14 protein-coding genes are annotated in these 13,828 nt (G+C 65.8%); all 14 read right to left on the bottom strand.

Features of this window, described 5'->3' with window-relative positions; all coding sequences use genetic code 11:
• Positions 1 to 8: 8 nt before the first annotated feature.
• On the bottom strand, positions 9 to 953 hold the full coding sequence (locus IT779_RS19150) for a hypothetical protein (RefSeq protein WP_196150698.1): 945 nt from the start codon (positions 951 to 953) through the stop codon (positions 9 to 11).
• 29 nt (positions 954 to 982) lie between these two features.
• Positions 983 to 2,224 (bottom strand): MCE family protein, encoded by a 1,242-nt coding sequence (locus IT779_RS19145; protein ID WP_196150697.1) that lies wholly within the window; start codon positions 2,222 to 2,224, stop codon positions 983 to 985.
• Positions 2,221 to 3,516 carry an MCE family protein gene (locus IT779_RS19140; protein ID WP_332838863.1) on the bottom strand — a complete coding sequence of 432 codons (1,296 nt, stop codon included), beginning with the start codon at positions 3,514 to 3,516 and terminating at the stop codon, positions 2,221 to 2,223. The genes IT779_RS19145 and IT779_RS19140 overlap by 4 nt, the downstream gene beginning before the upstream one ends.
• Positions 3,513 to 4,775 carry an MCE family protein gene (locus IT779_RS19135; RefSeq protein WP_408637769.1) on the bottom strand — a complete coding sequence of 421 codons (1,263 nt, stop codon included), beginning with the start codon at positions 4,773 to 4,775 and terminating at the stop codon, positions 3,513 to 3,515. Before IT779_RS19135 ends, IT779_RS19140 begins: the two co-directional genes overlap by 4 nt.
• A 1-nt stretch (position 4,776) precedes the next feature.
• Positions 4,777 to 5,787: an MCE family protein gene (locus IT779_RS19130; protein WP_232541881.1), complete on the bottom strand. Its 1,011-nt coding sequence runs from the start codon at positions 5,785 to 5,787 to the stop codon at positions 4,777 to 4,779.
• Complete coding sequence (locus IT779_RS19125) at positions 5,787 to 6,863, bottom strand: MCE family protein (protein ID WP_196150696.1); 1,077 nt, start codon at positions 6,861 to 6,863, stop codon at positions 5,787 to 5,789. Before IT779_RS19125 ends, IT779_RS19130 begins: the two co-directional genes overlap by 1 nt.
• The gene (locus tag IT779_RS19120) at positions 6,860 to 8,206 is read right to left on the bottom strand and encodes an MCE family protein (RefSeq protein ID WP_196150695.1); all 1,347 of its coding nucleotides are present in this window, start codon (positions 8,204 to 8,206) and stop codon (positions 6,860 to 6,862) included. The genes IT779_RS19125 and IT779_RS19120 overlap by 4 nt, the downstream gene beginning before the upstream one ends.
• Positions 8,203 to 9,069, bottom strand: a complete 867-nt coding sequence (locus IT779_RS19115) for an MlaE family ABC transporter permease (RefSeq protein WP_196150694.1) — start codon at positions 9,067 to 9,069, stop codon at positions 8,203 to 8,205. The genes IT779_RS19120 and IT779_RS19115 overlap by 4 nt, the downstream gene beginning before the upstream one ends.
• A 3-nt stretch (positions 9,070 to 9,072) precedes the next feature.
• Positions 9,073 to 9,855, bottom strand: a complete 783-nt coding sequence (locus IT779_RS19110; RefSeq protein WP_456299693.1) for an MlaE family ABC transporter permease — start codon at positions 9,853 to 9,855, stop codon at positions 9,073 to 9,075.
• 22 nt (positions 9,856 to 9,877) lie between these two features.
• Positions 9,878 to 10,957, bottom strand: a complete 1,080-nt coding sequence (locus IT779_RS19105; RefSeq protein WP_332838872.1) for an ABC transporter ATP-binding protein — start codon at positions 10,955 to 10,957, stop codon at positions 9,878 to 9,880.
• Between the two features lie 242 nt (positions 10,958 to 11,199).
• Positions 11,200 to 11,580 (bottom strand): 50S ribosomal protein L7/L12, encoded by a 381-nt coding sequence (gene rplL / locus IT779_RS19100; protein WP_196150692.1) that lies wholly within the window; start codon positions 11,578 to 11,580, stop codon positions 11,200 to 11,202.
• 54 nt (positions 11,581 to 11,634) lie between these two features.
• A complete protein-coding gene (gene rplJ, locus IT779_RS19095) occupies positions 11,635 to 12,174 on the bottom strand; it encodes a 50S ribosomal protein L10 (protein WP_196150691.1) in 540 nt (179 codons plus the stop codon).
• Positions 12,175 to 12,574: 400 nt separating this feature from the next.
• Positions 12,575 to 13,288 carry a 50S ribosomal protein L1 gene (gene rplA / locus IT779_RS19090; protein WP_196150690.1) on the bottom strand — a complete coding sequence of 238 codons (714 nt, stop codon included), beginning with the start codon at positions 13,286 to 13,288 and terminating at the stop codon, positions 12,575 to 12,577.
• 93 nt (positions 13,289 to 13,381) lie between these two features.
• A complete protein-coding gene (gene rplK / locus IT779_RS19085) occupies positions 13,382 to 13,816 on the bottom strand; it encodes a 50S ribosomal protein L11 (RefSeq protein WP_196150689.1) in 435 nt (144 codons plus the stop codon).
• Positions 13,817 to 13,828 lie beyond the last annotated feature (12 nt).

Below are 13,828 nucleotides of genomic sequence, written 5' to 3'. Positions count from 1 at the left end.
GGTATCTCCTACGATCCCGGCCGCGGCGCCGGGGCCGGCTCGGACGGTGCTGCGGGCTGTGCCGTACCCGGCTGCTGCGCGCCGCCGGACTGGGCGGGCTGTCCGAGGCCCCCGGGGCCCGCGCCGTCCACCAGGACCGGCTGCGCCAGCGAAGCGACCTGCTCGGCCTTCCACACGTCGTCCACCTTGGTCATGTCCAGACTCCACGTGTACCGGTAATCCGAAACCGACTTGTCGGCTTTCGATTCGGTGACCTGGAGCACCACCAGCGCGGTCGCCTTGTCGTTCTCGCTGTTCAACGCCGTGAGCGAGGCGCCGAGCACCTTGGCCTGCATGCCGACCCCCGCCTGGGCGGCCAACTGCTCGGACTGCTGCTGATTCTTCTGCGCCGATTCCAGGATCGCGCCGGTCATCGATGAGCGGGCCATCGCCAGCGACCCCGGCACGTCGTCCAGATTCATCGAGGTCATATTGATGGCCGCCTGCCGCGCCGCGTCCAGCGCGCTGTCCCGCGCGGACACGCGGGGGCCGTCGGTGAGGAACGCCGCGCGCGCCCAGGTACCGCCGAACCACAGTGCGGTGATCAATGCCACAACCAGGGCGCCGACCGCGACCGCCGTGACCGCGACCGGCGCGCGCCGCGGCGCATCGGAGGAGACCTCGGTCACTCGCGCCGACTTCGCCGCCCCGCCGCGCCACCCGCGCTTGCCATCAACTGCCCGCGACGCGTCCTCGGTGGCGACGGCTGCGTCTGCCTCGCCACCACCCTTTGCCGTGCCATCGTCAGCGGCCCGCGCCGCACCGCCGCCCGCGAGTGCCGCGTCATCAGCACCGCGCACGGCGTCATCGGCACGCCGCGCGGTGGCATCGGCTTCGGGCGTCGGATCGGCATCGGATTCCTCGGTATCCGGTTCGACCGCCCCCGGTTGTTCCTTGGAAAGATCGATGTTCACGACAGGCACCCTAACGTCGTCGGTCCTGGTCACCGCTTCGGCGTAACCCCTAGCAGGGTCGCCATCTGCACGGCGATCGGGTTCAGATTCAGCTTCTCCGGATCGGTTTTGGGAACGTCGTCCCACGGCTGCGGGATGCTCGGATCGGCCGTGTCGGCCCGCGCGCCGCCCCGCACCGCGCTCGGATTACCCTGCGGCACGGTGCACTTCGCGTCTTTGTTGAACGGGAAATCGTCCTTGGAATCGTCGAAGTTCGGGTTCTGCGCCTTCATCTGCTCCAGAATCCGGCGCGTTCCCTCGTACCCGACGGTACAGGCGGGCGGATTGTTCACCTCGAGCACAAGGCCGAAGTGGCTCGTGCCGTCGCCGGGCGCGGTCGCCGAGGCGCCCACCGAGAGCCCGGGCAGCATGATCAGCAGCGGTTGCAGTGCGTAGAACTTCGGCGAGATGGTCTGCAACAGGGTCCGCAGGTTCGTCAGGTCCTGGGTCAGGGCGCCGCCGCTCTCCTTCAGTAGCGCGCCGATCTGGGTGCCCGCGTCGGTGCCGGTGCCGATCAGCCTGCGGATGGCCGGGTCGCTGGAACGCAGTTGCGCGGTGAGCTGATCGAGTCCGTCGCTGAACTGTCGGATCGCCGCCGACTGTTCGGCCTGCGTGCCGAGGGCGATACGGCCGTCCTCGATCAGCGTGACCGTCTGCGGCAGCGCGTCCTTGAAGCTCTCGGTGAAGGTGTTCAGCGATTCGATCAGGACGCGCAGGTCGTCGCCCTTGCCGTTGAACGCCTTGCCGAGTTCGGTGACCGTGGTGTGCAGCGCGGCCAGGTCCACCGTGCTGGTCAGGTGGTCGACGCTGGCGACGAGTTCCTCGACCGAGATCGGCGTACTCGCGCCGACGATCACTGAACCGTCGCGCAGATAGGGCCCGCTGTCGGAATCCGGCTGCAGGTCGACGTACTGCTCGCCGATGGCCGAGCGATTCGCGACGACGGCCTTGGCCGAGCCGGGGATCTTGGGCGCGCTCGACTCGATGTCGAGGGTCACCACGACACCGGCGGGATCGATGGCCAGATCACCGACCCGCCCCACCGGCACGCCGCGATAGGTGACCTCGGCGCCCTTGTAGAGTCCTCCGGTCTCCTTCGCCTGCACGCGCACCTGGTAGAGCCCGAACCCGAACATCTCGTCCAGCCGGACGTAGCGAGCGCCGACGTAGCTGACGCCGAGGACGGCGATCAACCCGAAGGCGATCAACTGGTAGCGCACCAGACGCGTCATCGCTGCCCTTCCTGTCCGGGTTGTACGGGCCGACCGCCTTGGTTCTCCACGCCGAACTGTTCGAGCAGCGGACCGAGCGGATTCGGCACGGCGGGCACACCGTTCGGCACGACCTGCGCGAGCGTCGCGGGCAGCGGAACCAGCGAGATCGTCGGCCACCCCGGATGCGCGCCGTTGCCGTTGTAGTAAGGATTGCTCGGATTCACCGGCACCGGCCGCCCGACCGGCGGAACATAGACCGGATCACCTTTGCCGACACCGAGATTGCTCAACAGGACGCCGATTTCGCCGTCCACCGAGAGGAAGGTGTTGACCGATCCGCCGAAGGTGCCCGCCAGCGTCGAATCCGGGAACGGATAGGTGGGGATCAACGGCAGCGCGGTCACCAGATCCGGTGCGGCACGGCCCAATTCCTGCAAGGTCGGACGCAGCGAGACCAGGCCCGCGATGAGATCGGCGTTCGACTTGTTCAACACGTCGAAACCGGCCTGGCCGACCCGGTCCAACTGGGCCAGCAGCGCGACCAACTGCGGGCGCTGCTCCTCGAGAATCTTCACACCGCGCGGCAATTCGTCGAGGATCTTCGCGATCTGATCGGTCTGGGTGCTCACCCGACCGCTGAGCGTCGCGAGACCGTCGATCGCCCTCGTGATGTCATCGACCTGCTCGTTCAACCCGCCGATCAGCGTGTTCGCCTGTTCGAGCAGGGACCGGACCTTGTCCTCGCGGCCCTCGAAAGTCTTGTTGAGTTCGGTCACGATCGGCTGCAACTGCGCGACGCCGCCGCCGTTGAGCAGCAACGACATCGCGCCGAGCACCTGTTCGACCTCGGTGGCGTGCCGGGTGCGGTCGACCGGGATGACCGCGCCGTTCGCGAGTTTCGCCGGATCGGGATCGGCGGGCGGCTTGGACAGTTCGATGAACTTCTCGCCGAGCAGATTCGACTGCCGCACCTCGGCGCGCGCGTTCGCGGGCAGATCGACCGAGGAGTTCACCAGCGTCCGCACGCTCGCGGTCCACTGGTCCTTGCCGACGCTGATCTCCTCGACCCGGCCCACCGGCACGCCCTCGACCTTGACCGCGGCCTGCGGCACCAGATCGAGCACGTCGTCGAAGCGGATCTCGATGGTCATCGGATGCGCGCCGACATCGGCGCCGCCGGGCAGCGGAATGCTGTAGATGCCGTCCGAGGAGCACGAGGTGACCAGCGCGGCGCTCACCGCGACGGCCACCGCCGCGCCGAAACCTCGGGTGGCGTGGCGGATTCCCGTCATCGCCGCTCTCCCCGTCATCGCTGTCCTCCCTGAGAAGGCGGGAGCCGATCCGACGGCGTTCCGGGTACGGTCCCCGGCACCGGATCGCGCTGCTGGTTCTCACCGCTGAGGATGCCGAAGGGCAGGATCAGCGACGGGGTCTGCACACCGGCGGTGATCTGGTCGGTGATCTCCTTGCAGTGTTCGAGCACCGGGCGCAGTTGCCTGCCGAGCGCCTCGAACTGGGGATCGCCCGGCATGAGCTTGGACAGGTCGAGCAGCTTGCAGACCACCCCGAACGGATCCTGCAATTCGGGGAAGTTGGCGCGCATGTCGAGGGTGCCCGATTCGCCGTTGTGGATATTGATCAGATTGCTCAGCGCCACGGGGAGCACCGGGAGCGCGGCCGCCAGGTCGTTGCTCTGGTCGGCGAGCGTCTTGGTCAGCGTCGTCAGCGCTTCCGCGTTGTCGGCGATCAGCCCGCGGTTGTCGTCGACGAACCGAGCGACATCGCCGAGGGACACCGACAGTAGTTCCAATGCCTCGCCGAGGTTCTGGCGTTCGCCCGCGAGGAATCCCGACAGATCCGCCAGCTGGGTGTTGAACTGGCGCACCTGCTGATCGTTGACCGCGAGCATGGTGACGAAGTTCTGCAGGTTCTTCACCGTGTCGAAGATGTCGCCGCGCGCGTCGGACAGGTAGCGCGCGGCCCGGCTCAACTGCGTGATGCTGTTCGCCAGCGCTTCGCCGTTGCCCGACAGATTCGCCGCGGCCGTGCGCACCAGCTCGTTGACCGCGCCGTCTTTGTTGGCGCCGTTGGGACCGAGCGCGTCGGACAGTTCGGCGATGCTCTGGTAGAGCTGGTCGACCTCGATCGGCGTGACCGTCCGCGTCCGCGGAATCGTGGCGTCGCGTGCCATCTTCGGCCCGCCCCGATAGACCGGCGTGAGCTGGATGAAGCGATCGGAGACCACCGAGGGGGTGATCTGCGCGGCCTGCGCGTCGGCCGGGATGTCGTACTTCCGGTCGACGCTCATCACGATCTTGACCTGCTCGCCCATCGGCTCCACGGAATCGACCGATCCCACAGCGACACCGAGGACCCGCACGTCGGACCCCTCGTAGATGCCAACCGAACGGTCGAAGTACGCGGTGATCTTCGTGGTGTTCACTCGATCGAACAGCCACCACAGGAATCCGACGGCCACCAGGACGACCACGAGGCCGATCACGATCCCCGCGACGGCGCCGCGGCTTCTCTTTCCACGCGCGGTCAGCGCTTCGTCGCGCACGGCCACGTCAGTTACCTCCCATGGTGCGCACCGGCGGACGATCGCCCGGAATCTCCGGCAGCCCGGGCGGAATCACATTGGTGATCACCGCGTCGAACCACCGGCCGGTGCCGAGCACGTTCGCGTAGAGCCCGTAGAACGGCGCCGCGAGCTCCAGGATGCGGGAAATGCTCTGCTGGTTGTCGTTGAGCATGTCGATGGACTGGCGCAGATTCTTTAGGGCGGGCCCGATCTGCGCCTCGTTGTCGCGCACCAGTGCGCTCAGCTCGGACGCCACCGTCTTGGCGCCGGTCAGCAACTGGTGGATCGACTGCTGGCGGATATTCAGTTCGGTGAGCAGCTGTCCGCCGTTGGTGAGCAGTCGCTCGAATTCGGCGTTGCGATCGGCGAGCACCTGCGTGGTCTCCCTGGTCGCGCGGAAGAGCCGCTTCAGCTCCTCGTCGCGTTTGGCCAAGGTCTCCGACAGCCGGGCGATGCCGTCGATAGACCCTCGGATCTCCGGCGGCGTCGTCTCGAAGGCATCGGAGAGCACCTGCATACTCGTCGCCAATTGCGCGGTGTCGACCTGGTCCAAGGTCTTCGCCACGTCGGTGAAGGCGTCGACCACGTCGTACGGAGCCACGGTGCGCGACAGCGGAATATGCTGCGCCGGATCGGCGGGCTCGGTGCCCCTCGGGTCGAGCGCGAGGTACTTCTGGCCGAGCACCGTCTTGATCTGGATAGACGCGGTGGTCTCGTTGCCGACCCAGGCGTCGGTGGTGCGGAAGTCGACGAGCACCTTGTCGCCGTCGAGGCGCACGTCGGCCACCTGCCCGACCTTGACCCCGGCGATCCTGACCTCGTTCCCCTTCTTCAGCCCCGCCGCCTCGGAGAATTCGGCGGTGTACTTGGTGCCCGCGCTGATGATCGGCAGCCGGTCCAGGAAGAACGCCGATACCGTCACCAACAACACCATCGCCAAACCGAGCGCGCCGAGGAAGGCGGGACTGCGTTTGCCGAGCAACATCCGGTCGTCCATCAGCGGGCCTTCCCCTGGCAGCGCGGCGCGGCATTGGTGTACAGCGGCTGATTCACCGTCGGCATGCCCGCGGGCAGGTTGAGCTGCGGCGCCGCCGCCGCGCCCGGCCCGATCACCACGTCGATGCCGCACAGATAGAACTGGAACCAGGAGCCGTAACTGCCCGCGCGGCCGAGTTTCTCCATCTTGATCGGCAAGGTCTGGATCGCCTGGTTCACCTCGTCGGAGCGCTCGTTCAGCGTTCCGGTGAGCTGATTCAGTCCGGCGATCGAACCCTGCAGGGTCGGTCGGACCGGGACGAGCAGATCCGAGGTGGCCGAGGCCAGATTGCCGAGCGAGGTGATCGAACGGCCGATCACATCGCGTTCCGCGTTCAGACCGCTGACCAACGCCTCGGTATTGACGATCAACTGGTCGAACTGATCGTGGCGCTGATTCACCGTCTCCAGCACGGCGGTGAGGCTTTTCACCAGATCCCCGATCACCGCGTCCTTGTCGGCGATCTTGTTGGTCAGATTCGCCGTGGTGCTGACCAGATCCTTGATCGTGCCCTGCTCACCCTGGAAAACCTGGATGATCTCGAACGACAATTTGTTCACGTCGTCGGCGGTCAAAGTGCGGAACAGCGGACGGAATCCGTTGAACAGCGTGGTCAGATTCAGCGCGGGCCTGGTGTTCTGCAAACCGATGGTCGCGCCCTCGTTGAGTTTGCGACCCTGCTCGCCCACGCCCTGTTCGAGCGCGATATAGCGCTGGCCGACCAGGTTCCGATAACGGATGGTGGCGGTGGTGGACGCGGGCAGCCATTCGCGGTCCTGCAATTCGAAGGCCACCTCGGCCTGGCGCCGGTCCACGATTCTGACATCGGTGACCTTGCCGACCCGAACACCGGCGATGCGCACCTCGTCACCCTTGTTGAGCGAGGTGACATCGGTGAATCGGGCCTTGAATTTCGTACCGCCACCGGTGTAATTGGCGATCGAAAGCCCGAGCATCACGGTGGCGAACACCGTCACCAGGACGAAGATCACCAGTTTGGTCAGCGGCCCGCCAAGGCCGCGCAACCGCTCCTTCATCGCACACTCACCTCGCTGCCGCGGAATGCGGGCGCACCGGCCCTGGTCATCCAGCCGGGCACCGCATCCGGCGAAACGCCGTGCGCGGCACCGTAGATCGCGCCGAGCGACTGCTGTTCGGCGGGCGAACCGGCCAGCGTCGGCACCTGCGCGGCCGGGTAGACCCCGAGCTGCGGTTCCGGCAGATAGCCGGTGGTCTGATCACCCGGATTGCGACTCGGCACGGCATAGGAGCCGTCGTTGGGCGGGCCGCTGATGTACTGACCAACATCAACGCCGAGCGGGTATTCGGCCACACACCACGGGCCTCTGGTATCGAACCAGCGCGGTTCGTCCTGATTCGGCAGATATCTGCCCCTGGTGTTGACGATTTCGATGCTCACCCGTGAACCGGGATATTTCGTGCCCTGGCCCATGATGTCGTCGATACGCGGTTTCATGGCCGCGAAGTTCGACATCGTGCACGCGTAGGTAGGCGAGTACTTGGCCAGCATTTCCAGCGCCGGACGCGAATCCGCCGCGATATCGATGATGTTGTCGCGGTTGGCGAGCAGGAAATCGGCGGCGCTCGACGAGGTCGGCGTCAAGGTCGCGTACAGGGTGTCGATATCCGAACGGCGCTGCACGATCGTGGTATTCGTGGTCCGCAGATTGTTCAGCGCGTCGATCAACTGCGGCGCGGCGTCGGAATAGGTCGCGGCCACGGTGGCGAAACTGCGCAGATCCTCCTGGAGATCCGGCAGGAGGCCGTTGATGTCGCGGAAGATGTCGTCGAGCCGCTCCACCGTGACGCCGAGCGCTTCGCCCTGCCCGGCCAGCGCCTGCGACAGCGCGCCGAGGGTGGCCGCGAGATCCTGCGGCGGAATCGCCTGGAGCAACGGCAGCAGATTGTCGAGCAACTTGCTGATCTCGATCGCGTTGCCGCTCTGATCCTGATACAGCGTGACGCCGTCGGTCAGGTGCTGGGCGCTGGCATCCTCCGGGATCAGCAGGTCCACATACCGTTCGCCGAACAGGGTCTTCGGCAGCAGGCGGGCGGTCGCGTTCACCGGGATCTGATTCGCCTTGGCCGGTTCGATGGCCAGCTCGAGGGTCACCTTGCCACCCTCGGACTTGCTCGACCGCACCTGTCCGACCGGCACGCCGCGCACCTTCACATCCGCGTTGCGGGTCAGCGCGTTGCCGACGCTGTCGGTGACCAGCGCGACGTCGACGGTGCGCACGAACTGCTTGTTGTAGATCGCGACCGTGCTCCACAGGAACAGCGCGACGAGCACGAAGAAGGTGACGCCGAGAATCCTGGTTCGCGTCTTCTCGGACCTGCGCCAGGCCTGCCCGCTCATCCGGCCACTCGCACGGTCGTCGTCGTGCCCCAGATCGCCAGACTCAGAAAGAAATCGAGCACGTTGACCAGCACGATCGCCGCGCGCACCGCCCGGCCCACCGCGACGCCGACGCCCGCGGGGCCGCCGGAGGCGTTGAAGCCGTAGTAGCAGTGCACGAGGATGATCACGAAGGCGAAGACCAGCACCTTGAGAAACGAATAGAGCACGTCCTCGGGTGGCAGGAAGAGACTGAAATAGTGGTCGTAGGATCCGCTGGACTGGCCGTTGAACCACACGCTGATCGTCCGCGAGGCGACGAAGGTGCCGAGCAGGCCGACCACGTAGAGCGGGATCACCGCGAGGAAGCCCGCGATGACCCGGGTGGTGACCAGGAACGGCACGCCGGGCACGGCCATCACCTCGAGCGCGTCGATCTCCTCGGAGATGCGCATCGCGCCGAGCTGGGCGGTGAATCCGCAGCCCACGGTGGCCGACAACGCCAACGCCGCCACCAGCGGCGCGATCTCACGGGTGTTGATGTAGGCGGTGAGGAAGCCGGTGAGCACCGAGCTGCCGAGCGAATCCAACGCCTTGAAGCCCTGCAAGCCGACCACGACGCCGACCGAACCGGACATGAAGAGGATGACGCCGATGGTGCCGCCGATGACCGCGAGCGCGCCGGTGCCGAAGGTCACCTCGGCGAGCAGCCGCACCACTTCTTTGCGGTAGTGCACCGCGGTGCGGGGAATCCAGGCGATGGCCCGCGAGTAGAACGACATCTGCCCGCCCGCGCGGTCGACGATATCCAGTGGCACGCGCGCCACTTCGCCGACCCGGCGGCTCGTCTTGGCGAAGACCGGGTTGCGGTAAGGAGTCGCCACGGATCACGCGCCCTTGGCGGGGACGACCTGTAGGTACACCAACGTCAAAACCAGATTGACGAAGAACAGCACCAGAAATGTGATCACCACGGACTGATTCACCGCGTCACCGACTCCTTTCGGGCCCCCCTTGGGATGTAGGCCCTTGTACGCGGCGATCACGCCTGCGATCAGACCGAACACCAGCGCCTTGATCTCACCGATCCACAGATCGGGCAGCTGCGCCAGCGCCGAGAACGACGCGAGATACGCGCCGGGCGTGCCGCCTTGGAGCAACACGTTGAAGAAGTAGCCGCCCGCGATGCCGACGACCGAGACCAGACCGTTGAGCAGCAGCGCGACCAGCATCATGCCGAGCACCCGGGGAACCACCAGCCGCTGCACGGGATCGACGCCGAGGACCTCCATGGCGTCGATCTCCTCGCGGATGGTGCGTGAGCCGAGATCGGCGGCGACCGCCGATCCGGCCGCACCCGCGATGATCAACGCCGTCACCACCGGAGCCGCCTGCTGCACGGTGGCGAGGACGCTGGTGGCGCCGGTGAAGGATTCGGCGCCGAGTTGTTTGATGAGCGATCCCGTCTGCAACGCCACAACGGCGCCGAACGGGATCGCCACCAACGCGCTCGGGAGGATCGAGACACTCGCGATGAACCACGATTGCTCGATGAACTCCCGCAACTGGAAAGGCCGCTGGAAGGTCTTGCGGATGACATCCAGGAACAGCGCAAAGATGTTGCCCGCCTGCGCAAACGCCGACTCGATTGGAGTCCGCACACGCGCCACTGTCCGATTCACGGACGGTATGTTACCCGCTGGTTGTGTTGTGTCGAGCAGTAGTGTCGAACGCGCCGTCGGAGTAGGAGTTCAGGTTCGCGTGGTTATATGACATGACCTGCGTATCGTCGTTCTCGGCAAGTGATTCGCGAATAGCGGCCTGCGCGGCGTGCGGCAGGGTGTGCATGATCTCCTGCACCCGCGCCTTGCGGCGGTGCACCGCTTGGCGCACCGGCATTCCCGGCTGCGCCTTCATCTGCGGAATGATCCCCTCCACCTCCTCCGCGCCACCGTGGTGATGGCCCGCGTCGACCATCGCCTGCTCGCGCGCCATCTGCGCCTCGTCCTTCTCCTCCGACATACCGATCGGGCCGATCATCCGGCCGTTGAGGAACTGCTTGACCACCGGTTCCTCCGAGGTCAGCAACACCTCGCGCGGACCGAACATCACCAGCTGACGCCGGAACAGCATGCCGATGTTGTCCGGCACCGTGCGGGCCAGGTTGATGTTGTGCGTCACGATCAGGATCGTCGCGTCGATCTGGGCGTTGATATCGATCAACAGTTGCGACAGGTAGGACGTGCGAACGGGATCCAGACCCGAGTCCGGCTCGTCGACGAGGATGATCTGCGGATCGAGCACGAGGGCGCGCGCCAGCCCGGCACGCTTGCGCATACCGCCGGAGATCTCACCGGGGAGCTTGCCTTCGGCGCCTAGCAGACCCGTCAGCTCCAGCTTCTCCATCACGATGTTCTTGATGTCCGATTCGGACTTCTTCGTGTGCTCGCGCAATGGGAATGCCACATTGTCGAACAAATTCATCGACCCGAACAGCGCGCCGTCCTGGAACAGCACCCCGAACAATTTCCGGATCTCGTAGAGCTCCTTGTTCGAACAGGTGGTGATATCCGTGCCGTCGATGAAAATCGACCCGCGCTCGGGACGCAGCAAACCGATCAGCGACTTGAGGAACACCGACTTACCGGTACCCGAGGGGCCGAGCAGGGCGCTGACCTCCCCCGAAGGCAACGTAAGGCTCACATCCTGCCAAATACGCTGTGAGCCGAAGGATTTCGTTACACCCTCGGTCCTGACCTCGACGCCCACGATAACCTCCACGTTTTCTCGGCGAAGCACCCCACCGATCAACCGCGCGCACGGCCATCGCGGTATGCGAGTCACAGTGGGTTCGGTCACTCTATCCCAACAACGAGACGGGGCACACCCCTACCTGACCGAAGAGTAACCCGCATAGCCTCTCATATTCGCAGGTTGCGACGACACGCGGGCCGAGAAAGTGAAACGGGCGGCCCCCAGATGGGGACCGCCCGTGACACGTGATTCGGATCGAATTACTTGACCGAAACCTTGGCGCCCGCCTCTTCCAGCTTCGCCTTGGCGGCCTCGGCGGCGTCCTTGGCGACCTTCTCCAGGATCGACTTCGGCGCGCTCTCGACGAGGTCCTTGGCCTCCTTCAGGCCCAGGCCGGAGACGATCTCGCGGACCACCTTGATGACCTGGATCTTCTTCTCGCCCGCGCCCTCGAGCACGACATCGAACTCGTCCTGCTCCTCGACGGCCTCGGCCGGGGCAGCGGCGCCACCGACGGCGGCGACGGCGACCGGAGCGGCAGCGGTGACCTCGAACTTCTCCTCGAACTTCTTGACGAAGTCCGACAGCTCGAGCAGGGTCATGTTGCCGAAGGTCTCGAGCAGTTCGTCAACGTTGGCCATTGTTGTTTCCTTTCAAGGTAAGTGGGTGTTGGGATGGGGCGAAGACGCCGCCGATCACTCGGCGGCGGGAGCGCCCTCTTCGGCCTGCTTCTTCTCCACCAGCGCGGCGGCCAAGCGGGCCACCTGCGAAGCGGGAGCGTTGAACAGACCGGCGGCCTTGGCGAGATTGCCCTTCATGGCGCCCGCCAGCTTCGCCAGCAGGACCTCGCGGGTCTCCAGGTCGGCGATGCGCTCGACCTCGGATACGGACAGCGCGGCGCCGTCCATGTATCCGCCCTTGATGATGAGCGCCTTGTTGTCCTTGGCGAAGGTCTTGAGGGCCTTCGCGGCGTTGACGGGCTCACCGGTGATGAAGGTGATCGCGGTCGGGCCTGCGAACAGGTCGTCGAGACCCTCGACGCCCGCCTCGGCTGCCGCACGCTTGACCAGGGTGTTCTTGGCGACGGAGTACGTGGCCTCGGCGCCGAGTGCGCGACGCAGCTCGGTGAGCTTGCCGACCGAAAGACCACGGTATTCCGTGACCACGGTGGCGGTCGAGCTCTTGAACTGCTCGGCGATCTCCTCGACCGCGGTGACCTTCTCGGGTTTTGCCATACTTCGCCTCCTCTCTCGATGTCGGATCGTGTCGGTTGCTACCGCACTGACCGGAACCGGGGGCCTGCGACAAAACAAACGCCCCGGACGCAGAGCGCTCCGAGGCGAACAGGAAAACCGAGACATCCACTGCCGCAGCGGCAGCTCCGAATCGAATCCCGAACCACGGCTCTCCCTGCGTGGGCCGCCGGCAATGTCGCCGGACCTTCGACCGAACCCTGACGGGAACGGCGACCAACGGTCTTCGGTAGAACGGATCGGTTAGTGATCGAACACGTCGATAACTGATGACCAATGTACCCGCACAGGTCCCCAACTGCCAAAACAGGTGCGGGCCGAGACGCCCGAGGGCGGGGACGCCATTGCGTCCCCGCCCTCGGAAGTGTTGCGTCGGTAGCGCTTACGCGTCCTCTTCGAGGAGGTTGCGGGTGCGGTTCGGGTCCACCGGGATGCCCGGTCCGGTGTTCGTCGAGACCGTCACCTTCTTGACGTAGCGGCCCTTCGCGGTCGACGGCTTGGCGCGCAGGATCTCATCCAGCGCGGCGCCGTAGTTCTCCACCAGCTTCGCGTCGTCGAAGGACGCCTTGCCGATCACGAAGTGCAGGTTGGCCTGCTTGTCGACGCGGAAGTTGATCTTGCCGCCCTTGATGTCGTTGACGGCCTTGGTCACATCGTTGGTGACCGTGCCCGTCTTCGGGTTCGGCATCAGGCCGCGCGGGCCGAGGACACGCGCGATCCGGCCGACCTTGGCCATCTGGTCGGGGGTGGCGATCGCGGCGTCGAAATCCAGCCAGCCGCCCTGGATGCGCTCGATCAGATCCTCGGCGCCGACCGCGTCCGCACCGGCGGCCTCGGCCTCGGCGGCCTTCTCGCCCGCCGCGAACACGATGACACGCGCGGTCTTACCGGTGCCGTGCGGCAGGTTCACGGTGCCGCGGACCATCTGGTCGGCCTTGCGGGGATCGACGCCGAGACGGACCGCGACCTCGACGGTGGCGTCGGTCTTGGTGGACGCGGTCTCCTTCGCCAGCCGCGCGGCGGCCAGCGGGGTGTAGAGCTGGGAACGGTCGACCTTCTCGGCCGCGGCGAGATACGCCTTGCTTCGCTTTGCCATGTTTGTCTGTCCTCTTGGTGGTTCAGAAGTGGTTACCGGGCCTGGCCGGCCCTCCCACTCGGAGTTCGCTGAACGGCTGTCACATTCGAGAGATCAGCCTTGGACCGTGATACCCATCGAACGCGCGGTGCCCGCGATGATCTTGGCGGCCTGCTCGATGTCGTTGGCGTTCAGATCTTCCTGCTTGGTCTTGGCGATCTCGCGGACCTGGTCCATGGTGATCGTCGCGACCTTGTTGCGGTGCGGCTCGGCCGAACCCTTCTGCACGCCAGCGGCCTTGAGCAGCAGCTTGGCGGCGGGCGGGGTCTTCAGCTTGAAGTCGAAGGACCGGTCCTCGTACACCGAGATCTCGACCGGGATGACGTTGCCGCGCTGCGACTCGGTCGCCGCGTTGTACGCCTTGCAGAACTCCATGATGTTGACGCCGTGCTGACCGAGCGCGGGGCCGACCGGAGGAGCCGGATTCGCCTGGCCTGCCTGGATCTGCAACTTGATGATCCCGGCGAGCTTCTTCTTCTTGGGGGGCATCTTTCTTCCTTG

Source organism: Nocardia bovistercoris, from assembly GCF_015674855.1.
GTDB lineage: Bacteria > Actinomycetota > Actinomycetes > Mycobacteriales > Mycobacteriaceae > Nocardia > Nocardia bovistercoris.
Note: the sequence above shows the minus strand (reverse complement) of the source record. Positions and strands in the feature narration are given on the sequence as shown.